General features: G+C 54.9%; 16 protein-coding genes and 1 tRNA gene. 5 read left to right on the top strand and 12 right to left on the bottom strand.

Features of this window, described 5'->3' with window-relative positions; all coding sequences use genetic code 11:
* Positions 1-31: 31 nt before the first annotated feature.
* The 5 genes from PEL8287_RS11000 (at position 32) to PEL8287_RS11025 (ending at position 5,244) form a co-directional block, all read left to right on the top strand.
* Positions 32-763 (top strand): uroporphyrinogen-III synthase, encoded by a 732-nt coding sequence (locus PEL8287_RS11000; RefSeq protein ID WP_176228620.1) that lies wholly within the window; start codon positions 32-34, stop codon positions 761-763.
* A gap of 51 nt (positions 764-814) precedes the next feature.
* On the top strand, positions 815-2,116 hold the full coding sequence (locus tag PEL8287_RS11005; RefSeq protein WP_085892453.1) for a COG4223 family protein: 1,302 nt from the start codon (positions 815-817) through the stop codon (positions 2,114-2,116).
* Between the two features lie 20 nt (positions 2,117-2,136).
* A complete protein-coding gene (locus PEL8287_RS11010; RefSeq protein ID WP_085892454.1) occupies positions 2,137-3,609 on the top strand; it encodes a heme biosynthesis protein HemY in 1,473 nt (490 codons plus the stop codon).
* Between the two features lie 45 nt (positions 3,610-3,654).
* Positions 3,655-3,730, top strand: a tRNA-Thr gene (locus tag PEL8287_RS11015).
* 797 nt (positions 3,731-4,527) lie between these two features.
* Positions 4,528-5,244: an HNH endonuclease gene (locus PEL8287_RS11025; RefSeq protein WP_139837772.1), complete on the top strand. Its 717-nt coding sequence runs from the start codon at positions 4,528-4,530 to the stop codon at positions 5,242-5,244.
* Positions 5,245-5,273: 29 nt separating this feature from the next.
* On the opposite strand, the gene PEL8287_RS11030 is transcribed toward PEL8287_RS11025, so the two are convergent.
* The 12 genes from PEL8287_RS11030 to phnD all read right to left on the bottom strand — a co-directional run bounded on the left by PEL8287_RS11030 (position 5,274) and on the right by phnD (position 14,108).
* The gene (locus PEL8287_RS11030; RefSeq protein WP_217807676.1) at positions 5,274-5,954 is read right to left on the bottom strand and encodes a class I SAM-dependent methyltransferase; all 681 of its coding nucleotides are present in this window, start codon (positions 5,952-5,954) and stop codon (positions 5,274-5,276) included.
* A gap of 464 nt (positions 5,955-6,418) precedes the next feature.
* Complete coding sequence (locus PEL8287_RS11035; protein WP_085892456.1) at positions 6,419-6,994, bottom strand: hypothetical protein; 576 nt, start codon at positions 6,992-6,994, stop codon at positions 6,419-6,421.
* A gap of 150 nt (positions 6,995-7,144) precedes the next feature.
* On the bottom strand, positions 7,145-7,534 hold the full coding sequence (locus PEL8287_RS11040; protein ID WP_085892457.1) for a hypothetical protein: 390 nt from the start codon (positions 7,532-7,534) through the stop codon (positions 7,145-7,147).
* Entirely contained in the window at positions 7,534-7,701 is a 168-nt protein-coding gene (locus tag PEL8287_RS20035) for a hypothetical protein (protein ID WP_176228621.1), read from the bottom strand. The genes PEL8287_RS11040 and PEL8287_RS20035 overlap by 1 nt, the downstream gene beginning before the upstream one ends.
* A gap of 93 nt (positions 7,702-7,794) precedes the next feature.
* A complete protein-coding gene (locus PEL8287_RS11045) occupies positions 7,795-8,082 on the bottom strand; it encodes a hypothetical protein (RefSeq protein ID WP_085892458.1) in 288 nt (95 codons plus the stop codon).
* Between the two features lie 112 nt (positions 8,083-8,194).
* Positions 8,195-8,416 (bottom strand): helix-turn-helix transcriptional regulator, encoded by a 222-nt coding sequence (locus PEL8287_RS11050; RefSeq protein ID WP_306372183.1) that lies wholly within the window; start codon positions 8,414-8,416, stop codon positions 8,195-8,197.
* A gap of 95 nt (positions 8,417-8,511) precedes the next feature.
* Positions 8,512-9,228, bottom strand: coding sequence for a hypothetical protein (locus PEL8287_RS19780; RefSeq protein WP_139837773.1), 717 nt, complete (start codon positions 9,226-9,228; stop codon positions 8,512-8,514).
* A complete protein-coding gene (locus PEL8287_RS11060; protein WP_085892461.1) occupies positions 9,225-10,418 on the bottom strand; it encodes a tyrosine-type recombinase/integrase in 1,194 nt (397 codons plus the stop codon). The genes PEL8287_RS19780 and PEL8287_RS11060 overlap by 4 nt, the downstream gene beginning before the upstream one ends.
* A gap of 219 nt (positions 10,419-10,637) precedes the next feature.
* Positions 10,638-11,453 (bottom strand): phosphonate ABC transporter, permease protein PhnE, encoded by an 816-nt coding sequence (gene phnE / locus PEL8287_RS11065; protein WP_085892462.1) that lies wholly within the window; start codon positions 11,451-11,453, stop codon positions 10,638-10,640.
* Positions 11,453-12,265 (bottom strand): phosphonate ABC transporter, permease protein PhnE, encoded by an 813-nt coding sequence (gene phnE, locus PEL8287_RS11070; protein ID WP_085892463.1) that lies wholly within the window; start codon positions 12,263-12,265, stop codon positions 11,453-11,455. The genes phnE (PEL8287_RS11065) and phnE (PEL8287_RS11070) overlap by 1 nt, the downstream gene beginning before the upstream one ends.
* The gene (gene phnC / locus PEL8287_RS11075; RefSeq protein WP_085892640.1) at positions 12,262-13,056 is read right to left on the bottom strand and encodes a phosphonate ABC transporter ATP-binding protein; all 795 of its coding nucleotides are present in this window, start codon (positions 13,054-13,056) and stop codon (positions 12,262-12,264) included. Before phnC ends, phnE (PEL8287_RS11070) begins: the two co-directional genes overlap by 4 nt.
* 77 nt (positions 13,057-13,133) lie before the next feature.
* The gene (gene phnD, locus PEL8287_RS11080; RefSeq protein WP_085892464.1) at positions 13,134-14,108 is read right to left on the bottom strand and encodes a phosphate/phosphite/phosphonate ABC transporter substrate-binding protein; all 975 of its coding nucleotides are present in this window, start codon (positions 14,106-14,108) and stop codon (positions 13,134-13,136) included.
* Positions 14,109-14,120: the final 12 nt, after the last annotated feature.

The following is a 14,120-nucleotide window of genomic DNA, read 5'->3' on the forward strand; positions in this document are numbered from 1 at the left end:
GGAGGGGCATGCAAACAACTGGGGACAGGCAATGGCGCCCACAATCCTGATTACCCGGCCTGATCCCGCCGGTTCTGTCTTTGCCGACCAGGTGCGAATGACGCTGGGATGTGGCGTGCCTGTTTTGCTTTCACCGATGATGCGGATTGAGGTAACCGGGCCTTTACCCGATCTCTCCGCGATAAAAACTCTGATCTTTACCTCGCGCAACGGGGTTGGGGCCTATTTGTCGTTAGGGGGCCGCCTGGATATCGAAAGCTATGCCGTTGGCGACGCGACAGCGACCCTGGCGGAAACTTCAGGGCTACCGACAAAATCGTGTCATGGGGATGCAGGCGCGCTGGTGCGGCAAATGAAAGCGGATCGGGTTGCGGGGCCATGTCTGCATATTCGCGGGGAACATGTGACTGGCGAGATCGTCAAATACCTGAATTCTGCCGGAATTGAGACTAGAGAAGCGGTCATCTACAAGCAAGACGCAATACCCATGAGCGATGCTGCCAAGGCCCTGCTGAAGCGGGAAAGCCCTGTTATCCTTCCCCTTTTCTCGCCGCGCAGTGCCCGGCTATTCTTTGCGAAACTGGAACTTACGGCGCCGCTATTGGTCGCATGTATCAGCGAAAAAGTGGCAGCCTGCGTGCCGGAAGGCATTTGCAAGGAGGTGAAAGTTGCCAGGCGGCCTGATGCAGAGGCGGTTCTGGAGATGCTGCCCGAACTTTTGGCCATAGCGAAGCAGCTTGAGGGTGGAAATCGGGCGCAGTAAGGTCAATTGATGCTTATCGGCAGGTGAGATTCGTACAGGGGGTGGTTTGACGTGGCACAAAAGAAAAAATCTTCGAAGATTGCGAAAGAGGTAGCCGAAGATCAGGCTGCAACTGAGGAAGTAGAAGAAATTTCGCAAACACCATCTGACGACGTAAGCGAAGAATTGATGGATGCCACAGCAGACACCGCCGATAAGGTGGAAGGTGCCAGATCTGAAGATGATGATGTTGATATCGCTGAGCCGGTTGAAGAAAATCAGGACGACACAGCGGCGGTAGAAGAACCGGCCCAGCTGGACGGTACACCGGAAACTGATACCCCCGATACAGAATCCACGCCCGAATCGGCAACTCTGGCCCCGGTTACCAATCAGCCTGTTGTTGTGAGAAAGGGTGGATTCCTGCCCATGTTGCTGGGTGGTGCAGCGGCGGCTGCAATTGGCTATGGCGCGGCCTATTTTGGGCTTATGCAGGGCCAAGACGACACCGGACAGGCAACGTTGAAAGCAGAGATCGATCAGCAGTTGCAGGGCCAGACCAGCGCCATCGAAAACCTTGGCTCCCGGATAGAGACCCTGGCCAAGGGCCCGGATCTGAGTGGGATCGAAGCGGCACAATCGGATTTGGGGGCTGCCGTAGAAAGCTTGTCAACGCGGATTGAGACCGCCGAATCGCAGCTGAGCGGGATGGAAGACCGGCTGACGCAGGTCGAAAAACGGCCGATTGCCGAGGGCGCATCGGATGCTGCCGTGGCTGCCTATGAGCGGGAGTTGAAGGCGCTGCAGGATTCCATGGCGCAACAGCGTGCCGAGATCGAAGCGATGACATCGGATGCGCGCCAGATGGAAGAAAGCGCCGAAGAAAAGGCGCAGGATACAATGCGTCGCGCCGCGCTGACGCGGATCCAAACGGCATTGGATGCCGGAACCGGATTTGCCCCGGCGCTTGCCGACCTTGAAAAGGCAGGGGTCGACGCCCCGGCGCCGCTGGCACAAATCGCGGACAAGGGCGCGCCATCGCTGATTGTCCTGCAGGAAAGCTTTCCTGAGGCGGCGCGCGCTGCATTGGCCGTGTCACGCAAAGCGGCTGGCGACGAAAGCAAGGGGTTTGGCGGATTTCTGAAAACACAGCTGGGCGTGCGGTCACTTGAGCCACGCGAAGGCGATGACCCGGATGCTATCCTGTCGCGCGCTGAGGCAGCACTAAAAGAAGGCCGCCTGACTGATGCGCTGGCAGAAATCGAAGCCCTGCCCGAAGAGGGCCGGACAGAGCTGTCAGACTGGGCCGGGCAGGCCACACGGCGGCTGAACGCGATTGCAGCCGCGCAGGTGCTGGGCGAGAATTTGAACTGAATACCGAAAGGGCGGGCGTCATGCTTTGGTCAATTATCAAAATTGTAGTTTTCTTCGCCCTTGTAGCGGTGGCGGCTATCTTCGCCAGGTATCTGCTGGAACTGGACGGCGGTGTGCGTGTTGTCATGGCCGGATTCGAGATCAATCTGACGCCATTGAAATCGGTGATCGCGTTGATCCTTCTGGTGCTGGCGGTTTGGCTGCTGCTCAAGCTGGCGTCCCTTGTTGTCGCGGTGCTGAAATTCATCAATGGGGATGAGACAGCGCTTTCGCGATATTTCGATCGCAGCCGGCAGGAAAAGGGCTACCGGGCGTTGTCGGAAGGCATGATGGCGCTGGCCTCGGGTGAGGGCGATGTGGCCATGGCCAAGGCCAGCCGCGCTGAAAAATATCTGCGCAAACCTGCGTTGACCAACCTGATTACGGCCCAGGCTGCCGAAATGTCGGGCGACCGCCGCAAAGCAGAAGAAGTTTATAAACGGCTGCTGAAAAACGAAAAAACCCGGTTTGTCGGCGTGCGCGGCATCATGAAACAAAAGCTGGCAGACGGAGATACCGAGACCGCGCTGAAGCTGGCACAGACCGCATTTGCCCTGAAGCCCCGGCATCAGGAGGTGCAGGATACACTGCTCAAACTTCAGGCCCAGCGCCAAGATTGGAAGGGCGCACGTGAGACGCTGAAAGCCAAACTGAAATATGGCAGCCTGCCGCGGGATGTGCATAAACGGCGCGACGCTGTGCTGGCCTTGTCCGAGGCACGAGACGTGTTGGCAGAGGGCAATACGATTGAGGCCCGCGAGGCAGCTATCGAGGCTAATCGACTTTCTCCCGATCTGATCCCGGCCGCTGTTATGGCTGCAAGGAATTATATTGAACAGGGCAACAAACGCTATGCGCTGCGGGTGGTGCGTAAAGCCTGGGATGTCAGACCGCACCCTGATCTTGCGGCGGCCTTTGCCGAGATCGAACCCGAGGAAACGCCGGATCAGAGGCTGAAGCGCTTTGCCAAGCTTCTGAAGATTCACCCGGATGACCGCGAAACCAAACTGCTGGAGGCTGAGCTTCAAATCGCGGCCGAGAATTTCCCGGCGGCGCGGCGGGCACTGGGCGATCTGGCCGAAACCGACCCGGATGCACGTGTTTTGACAATCATGGCAGCGGTCGAACGTGGTGAAGGCGCGCCCGACGCGGTGGTCAAGGGCTGGCTGGCCCGGGCCCTGTCGGCCCCGCGCGGCCCGCAATGGGTCTGCGACAAATGTTACCACATCCACGCCGAATGGGTGCCTGCCTGCGAAAACTGTCAGTCCTTCGATACGCTCAGCTGGAAGACCCCACCGAAATCCGCCCTTTCGAAATCAACCGGGGTAGAAATGCTGCCCCTGATCGTCGGTGCGGTTGAAGATCATTCTGACCACAAGGACAACGATACAAATAGTGAAGTTGCAGACGCTGAAATTGTTGAAGAGATTGAGGGACAAGAACCCCCAAAATAAGCCTTTCGCAGTTTTTGAGGCAATGCTATAGGGCCGCAGCAATGGGCCGCTGTAGCTCAGCTGGTAGAGCACGTCATTCGTAATGATGGGGTCGGGGGTTCGAGTCCCTTCAGCGGCACCAATGTTTCTATATTTATATATATTAATCAATTACTTAAACCGCTAACTTGTTGTTCAGTCCACCCTATAGACCACCTTTCCTGCGTGGATGCCGTCGAGGCAGGGACCCGTTTATAGGTGCAGAGCCTAGACTAAAATTCACTAAAGTTAATTGCCCTGCCAGCGCCGCCTTGGCCTCGCAGCCCGCTTGCGGCATTCAACCCGTACTATTAAGACTCTCCCTAGCTTCCTTATTGAGAAGCGAATCCAACCGCCGTGCCTCTTCCATCTGCCTAATGCGCAATCCATGCTGATAATTGAGATGGGCAGGGCGGTCACTTGCAATATGAATGGGATGGCAGCTTTCTACCCTCTTTAGTCTCCAGAGATGTGTACTTTCCGCCTGAATAGCGGGCACAATCTCTCGCCTGGCCAGCGCTAATTGCAAGCGCTCCAATGTCTCTCTCAGATGCACCGAAACACGTCCCAACCCATCTGTCGTAGGTCTTTTTGCCAGTGAGCCAGCAACCAATCGGCTTCCGCAGTATCATGCGCTACATCCAACGTTTGGCTGCTGGGCCACCACGTTTATTCAACTCGGGACCGTCAACGCCATTTAGCCTAACTGGCAAATTGCTGACCTCAATGGTGTCAACGTCTCGGGCATGGGTGGGGATGCGAATTACCCCTAGGCTTGCGAGCGCCTGTCGCCTAACGGAACAATTCAAACCTTATAAGTCTAGAAAAAATGTTTTAGGCTCCATTCGACGTGGCTAGTCCCAAGGGATAATCCCAAGCCAAAAAAGGGGAGTTCGATAAGTGGCGAGCGGACTGATAACTGAAAGTGACTTAGTGCTTCCTACACTGCGCGCGTTGGTTAAAAACGCAGATGCCGGAGTGTCGACCACAGAGCTGCAATTGCTTCTAAGGGAAGAGATGAAACCGCAAGGGGAGGACCTTGCACTATTGGAGGGGCGCGGAGACGATAAATTCAGCCAAAAGGTTAGAAACTTGAAGTCTCATGACCGCTTAGAGCGAGACGGGTTGGCTGATTTTGCTGACGGACGGTACCATCTGACTCCAGCGGGCAAGTCGTTCATCGAAAAATTTGGTGGAATTGATGAAAGCTATAGTGCCCAAGGCTTTCCAGAAAATGACAAAAAGGAAGCTCTGCGACCGGAGTTCGAGTATACGTTTATTGAAGAGGGCAGTTCTTCTCACGTCAGCCGCACCGTCCGCCAACGCTCCAAAAGGCTACGCGAATACGCATTAAAATTCTTCGCTGACAAAGATGGTAGGATTTCGTGCGAGGGATGTGGTTTTGAGGGGTCAACTGCCTACGGCAAGGTTGCGTTGGGATTAATAGAAATCCATCACAAGAAGCCCGTTGCAGTCCATGGCACGTCAAAAAAGCCACTGAAAGAAGCGATCAAAGATTTATCGCCTTTGTGCCCCACCTGCCATCGCTTGGTTCACTTCAAAAAAGGTACTGTCATGAGTATTGAGGAACTGAAAAAAACTATCGCGGACGCTTAGTTCTTTTCTGGAAGTCTTGATACTTTATTTCAGCCGAACAATTCACTTTGTGTCGGTATGAAAAATTCAGAGCCTTGTCTATTTACGAAACTCGCTTCGTAGTCTTCTAGACGCTCAAGCGACTTCCTGCATGGTGGAACCCAAATCAGCGCTGGACTGACATCCAAAGTCTTCTCCCAAATAACCCAAGCGTAGCCTGTTGCAGTTGATGCCTTTTTGTCCACTCTGCCTTTCACCATCGGCACCCTTTCGGAGTATTGAGCCAATTTTGTTGGCGGATTTATCTCAAAGAGTCGCTGGTAGCGTCCGACGCTTTCTATAAAAACCGTTCTAACCAACATTGCCACACCTCTTCGCGCAATTGGCATTGCTCGCTGAATGAATTCTTCCGCTAGTCGAAACGGTGGATTGGTAATGACCCAGTCAAACGCATCCGTTTCATATATGCTTCCCAAAAAGTCGCCGACGTCACCGTAGCCGTAATCATGCACGTCCAATGCGGTTACGCTCCCAAAGTATTCGGCTAGGGCCTGAGCCATGTATCCGCGCCCACATGCTGGCTCTAGCACCGTCAAATTATTGGTGCCGGTTTCTCTTTCTATGATGTGCTCAATCAACGCCCTAGTCGCCCAAGGTGGAGTAGGAAAGTCATCAAGGCTATTTTTTTCCTCGACCCGCTGAGCCATGACTGCGTGCGAAGTGTTCTGCATCTCAACCTCTTTCCCTGGAGGCATCTTTTTTAGCCCCTATATTTTGAGAGATTGATACAAGAACACACAACTGAATGATAGTCTTGACAAGTGTTTTTGTTTTGTTCCTATTGGGCGCTTGGCTAGATTTCGCTCAACAAGAGTCTGAAAAACTAACCACGTCATTGCTCTGACCCGCTTGTTCGAGTCATTTGTGCCTCAGCAAAAGTCTCGGACGCTTTTCCCAAGCAGACGTGTAAGCCGCCGCAGGGCGTCCGCTTCTTTGGTTCGCAGGCCATGTTTGTAGTTCGGATGGGCTGAACCAGATGGCGCACCACCGCCTGCGCCGTGCAGGCGGCACACGTTCCAACCTTGCTTAGAAGGGCATTGGCATCGTTGCCCTGTGCTCTTGGCTGTAGCGCTGCATCTAGGCGCATCTCTGAGCCTTTGCGTGGGGTCCATGGGGTTACCGTTACTTTTCACCTTCAACCCTCCCCCCGGTGGCTTACATCGCCCACAATCGCCTGTCCGCCGCTCTCAACATTCACGCGCTCGACACGCACCGTTTGCTGGGCCTTGGCGCGATGACGTTTCAGCGCCTCCATCTGGGTTGTGAATGTCCGCGTGAGTTTGGTCATGGCCCGTTCTGCGCTGTCCTTGCCAGCCAAAGACGTGGTCGAGAGATACCGTCGCGATGCGTCTAGCGCGCAGATATGAACCGCCGCCATTTGCGCCGCCAGCATCGTTTCAATCTCGCTTTCAGGTTCGATGCTCTTGATAAACGCAATGACGAATTGCAGTGACGCCTCCTGCATCTCTCCCTTGGCCGCAACCGAATTGCCAATCTGAGAGAGAAGCGGGCTCAGAAAGTCCAGGTCATAGGTGCCGATCGCCGCCATCAATCTCAGGCGTTCGTCGGGGTCGCTGTTCTTGACAATTGTGAGACGCGCAATCCCATCCACCATCTCAACGGAAATGTTCGGAGCCTTTTTGTCACGCTCCGAAACCCGTCGTGCGATTTCGACAACTTGGTCGTCAGGTTGGTCTGTCAGTTCGTTCATTTGATTACCTGCCTATGGCTATATGTAGATATGTCCTGTTTTTTGTGACGCGTATTTTTTGGAAATCGGTTCATTGCGTCACAAATTCAGTGCACGACGTTGTCCAGCGCGAAACGATGCACAAGAAATGTGACAAGGCATGCACAATATTCATGCGGGGATTCTCCATTTCTTGAACGCCATGGATGCTTTGCCGCCATCCATCGTGCGGGCCTCAGCCAACGCCCAAGTTGAGGCGCGACCGACGCCAGAGGGACCAAGATGCGGCGCGCGGGTCAGGTGGATAAACCCGCGTTCTTCTAGCAGCTTGAACCACGGTCCAACCGTGTTGCGGTGAACATGCAGAGCAATTGCCGCATCGCGGTGGCTTAGAAATATCTCGCCGTTGTTGTTGCCGTTGAACCGCCGCTTGAGTTCGATGTAGAGCGCGCGCGGGCCGGGGGGCAGGGTGGCCCACGCCTCCGATGCCTGTACCCATTCGGGAAGCTGGACGTGACGCCCAGCCCCCCTCTTGTTGGCCTTGTAAGGCTTCCCTGCCATCAGCGACGACCACGCGTCTTGAGCGCCAGATAGACGCGCACGGCGACGATTTGGCCAGGGCACCCGCCAAGGGATACCCACGCGGCCTCTGTGGCCGCTCCTGCGCCCTTTCTGGCCATGATGTGCCAGTGATTTTCCTTGCGACCGAGTTTGTATTTGTCAGCCATTCTTCGCACCTCCGAAGAACAGTTCAGCGACCAGACGCGCTCGGGTTTCCGACAAGCCGTAGCGGCGGCGCAGGCTGGTGATGCGGAGCCGGTTCATGCCACACCGCCTTCGCAACCTAGCGATTTTGCAGAAGGCGGGAAGCGCAACGCGGCTGTTTCTACGTCCTTGTTCAGGCAGTAATGCGCAATGTTTTCCGGCCCGCGATATTCAACCAGAATGGGCCAGTGATATTCCGTTTTCAAACGGTGGATTATAGCCCCAAGACGCCAGCCACGCACTTCGCGGATTTCTGTCTTGTGAGAGATGGTGCGCCCATCCAAAAGCGCCTTGCAGGTCCAGAAAACCTGCGTATTGCCCGAGTACCATTGGTTGCTGCTCATCGAATATTCCTTGTATTTGATTTCACAAGGCACAGGGCGTATGTAGAGGGAGTATCCGCCAAGATATATTCCCATCCCAACGCCCAAGCACCTCGCTTGGGTGGGGTGGGTCTTATGCGGCTTGATTTTCAATCGCCGCGTCGATTTCGGCTTCGTTCCAATACAGTCGCGAACCGAGTTTTACCGGCTTGGGTAGTCGGCCCAAATCAACATCTCGGTAAATCGAACTCCTGCCTCGGCCACCTAGCTTCGACTGTAGCTGGCAGAAAGACAGGTAGATTTTGGATTTGTACGTGTTTGGCATTCTTGTGCTCCGTGTTGCGAGATGGTGCATCACCTCGCTTCATGGAACCGATATGCCTCACTGCATGGCGTAAGGAAATCAGGGTAGTTGAAGTACCCCCGGGGTCTTTGAAAGACCCCCCCTATTCAATCAGAGCGGTTTTTCAGCCACGGCCCTAATAGATACTCTGTTTGCTGAGGCGTAACTTCCAGCGGGGGATAGTCTTCGGGTGGATATGGTGGCGACATCCTTAACTCCCAAAGATTCCAGTCTTTGAAATTTTTGGCCTTTCTTAACCGATGCTGAAAATAAAGGACTGTCGCGAAAAAGCACGCGTCAGCCTCCATAGAACGGTCAAATGGTTGCATTAAATTCAAGTATTCTGAGGCCACAATCCCTGCAGCATGGATATGAGCAACAGACCTGTATTCCCGGAATGCCTGCTTTATGGCCGCGTTATCGCCAATCAGTCTGATATCTTGCTCAGACCATTCTCCACCCCTCCAGAAATGAAAGAGCACCTTATCGTTTGCATTGTTAAACTCGGTTACAACATGAGCCGCTTTCTCAAGGCTCATCGATTTTCCAGCGTTATCTAGAGCACACATTGACAATGCCACTAGTCCACAGGTGAAGCGTCTGCCCTGTGATTTTCTTATATCCGCCAAAACAGTTTTTACCAATCCGCTTGACGAATAGTTGCTTTCGCCCAACGCCTTCCATCTCTGGGCTTCGTGGCCAGTAAGGAAATGTGCTTGTTGGCGGCTGGCCTCATCCTCTGGATAGATGCCATACATATCTAATTCCAGAAAAGCATTGTCCCGCAAATGGTGTTCGCGGTCTGAAAGATGTATTTCTCTCATGCGTTCAAAACCCTTACCGAAGCACCAGATGAACCAAGCAGCACTTGTGACCAACGTTCCATCAACATTCTTCTCTGCTCCAGAAAATCTGTCCGCCGATAGGCCCGTTCAACTGCACCTCCAACCATATGCCCCATGCAGGTTTCTGCAACCTCGTAAGTCGCATTGGTGTTTTCTGCGACCCAGTCCCGGAACGACGACCTGAAACCATGCGGCCTTTCAACCATGCCGCGCCGCTCCATCATTCTGGACATGGTGGCATCGGAAATCACGCCCTTGCGGACGCTCGGAAACAGGAACCCATCCCGCGCAAATGCGGACGCCTCATCAATAACGCGCAAGGCTTCCGTTGAAAGAGGAACCCTGAAATCTTGCGCGGCGTCTTTGCGGCTCTTCATGTTCTCGCCGGGGACTGTCCAAACATCGCCTTCAATCTGGTCCAGCCGAAGAAACCGGATAGGCTTGGACCTTAACGCCGTGAGGATAAGAAGCCGGAGCGCAAGGTGGGTTACGGAACCATCTGTCAGGCTTTGATAAAAGTCCGGCACGTCCTTCCAGTGCAGCGCCGGTATGTTCTGGGCCTTGTGACGCTGTTTGCCCAAAAGCGCCTTGGCCTTTTCGGTTGCCTGTAAGTCGACGTCCAGCCCCAGCGCCGCCGCGTGACGCATACAGATGCTAAGACGGTTCATGGCCTTGCGGGCGGTATCGGCCTTGGTGTGCCAGATCGGGGCCAGCGTGTCGCGGATGTCGGTCTGGTCAATCTCTGACACCGGCACCTTGCCCAGCTTGGGCAGGACATGCAGTTCAAGCGGGGAAAACCAGCGACCCGCCAGCCCGTCGCCCTTCAATTCGGCCTTGCGGCTCTCGAAGGCATCAAGCGCCACGTCTTTCAGGATATGCAGATTGCGAACCGCTTCGCGCTGTTCCCGCTCGCGCTGCTTGATCGGGTCCAAGCCCTGACGCGTCATCGCCCGATACTTGTCCGCCTGTTCCCGCGCTTCTTTCAGAGAAACCGCAGGATATGACCCCAAACCCATCTCACGCCGCCGCCCGTGGACATGAACCCGCAGGAACCATTGCGCCCCGCCGTCCTGGCGCTTGTAAAACCAAAGCCCGCCACCGTCCGAATACTTGCCGGGAATGGCTGATTTGACCGCAGAGGCTGACAACTTGTTGAGGGAACGTACCATTTCCTGACCACCTTTTTAACCACCCTCAACATGTAGTATAGACTGGTGCACCTTGGAACACCTTAATACAAGAATACTCTTGTTTTTATAAGTATACTCCATTTTTCGATATACCGTGAAACACCAAGATATAGTATTTCAATGCCCTTCAGCGGCACCATAAAAATGCAAGACTGAACCGTACAAAAGCCTGTAGTGTTTTGCATCGCCTGAGCGGGGTCAGATGATTGCGCCGCGGACCTTGGCGGAAACCCATTCGGATATGACGACAGCGGCCAGAATGACCAGCAGGATCAGGGCCACCTGCGGCCATGCCAGCACATTCAGCGACGCGGATAGCTGCAGACCGATACCGCCAGCGCCAACCAGGCCCAGCACTGTTGATTCCCGAATGTTGATGTCCCAGCGGAATACCGCGATGCCCGCAAAGGCAGGCATGATCTGCGGCACGATGCCATACGCCATGACTTGCCAGCGCGAAGCCCCGGTGGCGGTGATCGCCTCGACCTGGGTTTCGTCTATTTCCTCGATCGCCTCATAAAGCAGCTTGGCGCAGAAACCGACCGACCGGATCGCGATGGCAACGACCCCTGCAAAAACGCCGGGGCCGATTATGGCGATCAGCAGAAGTGCCCAGATCAGAGAGTTGATCGAGCGGGTTGAAACGATGATCAAAAGCGCCAGTGGCCTGATGATAAAGCGTGACGGCGTGGTATTGCGCGCGGCCAGAAACGCCACTGGAACGGCAAGTACCAGCGAGATGATGGTGCCAAGCGTTGCGATGTTCAGAGTGTCCCAGATTGGTTTACCCAGTTGGGTGATATATTCCCACTTTGGCGGTGTCGCGCGGGTCCAGATATCGCCGGCAATGCGGGGGGCATCCCAGACGAAAAACCACGTGGTCGCGTTGGAAATCTGCTGCCAGCAATAGGCAAATACAGCGACGCCGATCAACCACAGAACCCAGTGGAAAAGGCTTTCTCGGCCCGTCCGGCGTTGCCAGACTTTGGTGCCATTCCGCTCGCTGACGGGCATTACTGAACCCTCGCCCGGATGACGCCCGACAGGTATTCCAGTGCCATGACGATCACGATGATCATGATCAGGATTGCCGCCGCCGTGTCATATTCATACCGGTCAAATGCTGTATTGAGAGTGGCCCCGATGCCGCCCGCGCCAACCAGCCCCAGAATAGCGCTTTCGCGGAAATTTATGTCAATCCGGTACATGCTGAGGCCGATCAGGCGCGGCATCACCTGGGGCTGGACGCCGTAATTTATCCATTGCGTCCACCTGGCGCCGGAGGCCCGGATTGCCTCGGCCTGCACTTTGTCCATGCTTTCAATATCCTCGGCCAGCAGTTTGGACAGGAAACCGATGGTCGCAAAGCTGAGTGTCAGGAACCCTGCCAGCGGGCCAAAGCCGAAAATGGCAACCAGCAGGATTGCGACGATAATTTCCTGCAGTGCGCGGCTGACGGCGATGATGCCCCGGCAGATCAGGTATACGGGCAGCGGCGCCACGTTGCGCGCAGCACCAAGGGCGATCGGGATCGAAATACCGATTCCCACAACCGAGGCGGCAACTGTCATAATGATACTTTCCAGCATACCCTCCCATATATCACCTGACCGCGAGGTGAAATCGGGGCTGGTAAAGGCCAGAACAAACTGTTTGCCGCGTTCCAGCCCTTCGTAGACGCGGGACCAGTTGACGTCGATTGTCAGAAACGCAGCAATCAGATAGACCACAAACCCCAGAATAAAGGCCCAGCGCAGCCAGGGGCGCTGGATGAACGGTGGCTTTTTCCAGTTTTTTCCGATCAGGGCCTGAAGTTCGCTGCTCATTCGGCGACCTCGATTTCTTCTTCGTCTTCGACCTTGGCGATCGTGGCTTCCCAATCCTCTTCGCCATAGATGGTGGTTAGTACATCCGGTGTCAGCGCTTCGGGCGGGCCATCGAATTCGACGGCGCCAAAGCGCAGGCCGATCACGCGCTGCACAAACATTTGCGCCAAAGCCACATCGTGGATGTTGATAATGGCGGCAAGGCCGCGTTCCTGACAAAGCTCGCAGACCAGCCGCATGATCTGCCGCGAAGTTTTGGGATCAAGCGATGCAGTGGGTTCGTCCACCAGCAAAAGCGCCGGATTTTGGATCAGCGCGCGGCAGATTCCTACGCGCTGACGTTGCCCGCCGGACAATTCATCGGCGCGCTTGTCAGCCATGGCCAGCAGACCCACCCGGTCCAGCAGACGAAACGCCTCGTCCACGTCCGATTGCGGATAGCGCCGGGTGAAGCTGCGCCAGAAACCCACATATCCCAGACGGCCGGACAATACATTTTCCATCACTGTCAGGCGCTCAACCAGCGCATATTCCTGAAAGATCATGCCCATGCGGCGGCGCTCTTTGCGCAATGCACCGGATGACAGCCCGGTCAGTTCTGTACCCGCCAGATAAACATTGCCCGAGGTGGGTTCCACCAAACGGTTTATGCAGCGGATAAGCGTGGATTTCCCCGCGCCGGACGGCCCAATAAGGGCCAGAACCTGACCTTCTGGTATCTCAAGATCAACTGCCTTCAGCGCCTGATCACCGGTTTTGTAAGTCTTCACAAGCTTTTCAAGCCGCAGCACGAAAGCCTCCTGCCCCAAGTGGTGGGAAATTTGATATTGTTGGAAAGGGCGGGCATCATAGCCCGCCCGCTCGAGACTTATTCGCAGGCGTAGCTTACGCCGTTCGCCGCGTCGATCTTGCGGATCACATCCCAGAAATCCTTGTAGTTCATCTCAAGGAACTGGCCCTCGCCGTTTTTCTCGAACTCTTCCTTCAGGCTACTGCCCTCCCATTCAAAGTTGAAAAAAGCGTTTCTGATCTTCTCTTTCAACTCGGGCTTGAGGTTATAAACCACGCCATAGCCGGTCGTTGGGAAGGTCTGCGATTTATAGATCGAAACCAGTTGATCCTCGGTCACGACGTTCCGTTCAAGCATGCGCGCCAAAACCGAATTGGCGATCGACGCTGCTGGGTAATCTTTGTTGGCCACGCCCAGAATCGAGTTGTCGTGCTTGCCCGAATAAACCGGTTCAAAATCACGGTCCGGCAGCAGATCGAAATCGCTTTTCAGGATCGCACTGGGCGCTTTGAAGCCTGAGTTGGACGTCGGTGATGTAAAGGCCAGTTGTTTGCCTTTGATATCTTCTACTTTTTCGATGCCTGATCCGGGATAGGTCAGGATTTCCATTTCGTAGCCAAAGCTGCCATCTTCACCGGCCATGATCGTGAACGGGTTGAAGCCTGCACAGTTTACTGCCAACGGATTAGAACCAGTGTTGAATCCTGCAATATGCAAACGGCCCGATCGCATCGCTTCGATCTGGGCTGCGTTATTCTGCACCGGGAAAAAGACGACCTTCTTACCGGTTTCTTTTTCAAGGTGCGTGAGGAAATCGGCCCAGGCAGTTTTGTAAACAGCGGGATCCTCGACCGGTGTATAGGCAAAAATCAGAGTATCCGGGTCGAGCTGTTCGGCAGGATCCGTTGGCGTATCAGCCAGCAAATCGCCATCGACGTCGCAGAACCGTTTGTCCAGGTCGCCGCGTGGACAGTCTTGGGCAGCAGCGGGACCGGTAAGCGACATGCCTACAGCCAGCGCTGCACCGGACATAAGTGTGATCAGGTTTTTCATATAGTTATCCTC

The organism is Roseovarius litorisediminis (genome assembly GCF_900172295.1).
In the GTDB taxonomy this organism is placed as follows: domain Bacteria; phylum Pseudomonadota; class Alphaproteobacteria; order Rhodobacterales; family Rhodobacteraceae; genus Roseovarius; species Roseovarius litorisediminis.

Excerpts from the sequence above, each read along its gene's own strand:
- PEL8287_RS11000 (WP_176228620.1), top strand. The coding sequence starts at position 32 with ATGGCGCCCACAATCCTGATTACCCGGCCTGATCCCGCCGGTTCTGTC.
- PEL8287_RS11010 (WP_085892454.1), top strand. The coding sequence starts at position 2,137 with ATGCTTTGGTCAATTATCAAAATTGTAGTTTTCTTCGCCCTTGTAGCG.
- PEL8287_RS11030 (WP_217807676.1), bottom strand. The coding sequence starts at position 5,954 with ATGCAGAACACTTCGCACGCAGTCATGGCTCAGCGGGTCGAGGAAAAA.
- PEL8287_RS11035 (WP_085892456.1), bottom strand. The coding sequence starts at position 6,994 with ATGAACGAACTGACAGACCAACCTGACGACCAAGTTGTCGAAATCGCA.
- PEL8287_RS11040 (WP_085892457.1), bottom strand. The coding sequence starts at position 7,534 with ATGGCAGGGAAGCCTTACAAGGCCAACAAGAGGGGGGCTGGGCGTCAC.
- PEL8287_RS20035 (WP_176228621.1), bottom strand. The coding sequence starts at position 7,701 with ATGGCTGACAAATACAAACTCGGTCGCAAGGAAAATCACTGGCACATC.
- PEL8287_RS11045 (WP_085892458.1), bottom strand. The coding sequence starts at position 8,082 with ATGAGCAGCAACCAATGGTACTCGGGCAATACGCAGGTTTTCTGGACC.
- PEL8287_RS11050 (WP_306372183.1), bottom strand. The coding sequence starts at position 8,416 with ATGCACCATCTCGCAACACGGAGCACAAGAATGCCAAACACGTACAAA.
- PEL8287_RS19780 (WP_139837773.1), bottom strand. The coding sequence starts at position 9,228 with ATGAGAGAAATACATCTTTCAGACCGCGAACACCATTTGCGGGACAAT.
- PEL8287_RS11060 (WP_085892461.1), bottom strand. The coding sequence starts at position 10,418 with ATGGTACGTTCCCTCAACAAGTTGTCAGCCTCTGCGGTCAAATCAGCC.
- phnE (WP_085892462.1), bottom strand. The coding sequence starts at position 11,453 with ATGCCCGTCAGCGAGCGGAATGGCACCAAAGTCTGGCAACGCCGGACG.
- phnE (WP_085892463.1), bottom strand. The coding sequence starts at position 12,265 with ATGAGCAGCGAACTTCAGGCCCTGATCGGAAAAAACTGGAAAAAGCCA.
- phnD (WP_085892464.1), bottom strand. The coding sequence starts at position 14,108 with ATGAAAAACCTGATCACACTTATGTCCGGTGCAGCGCTGGCTGTAGGC.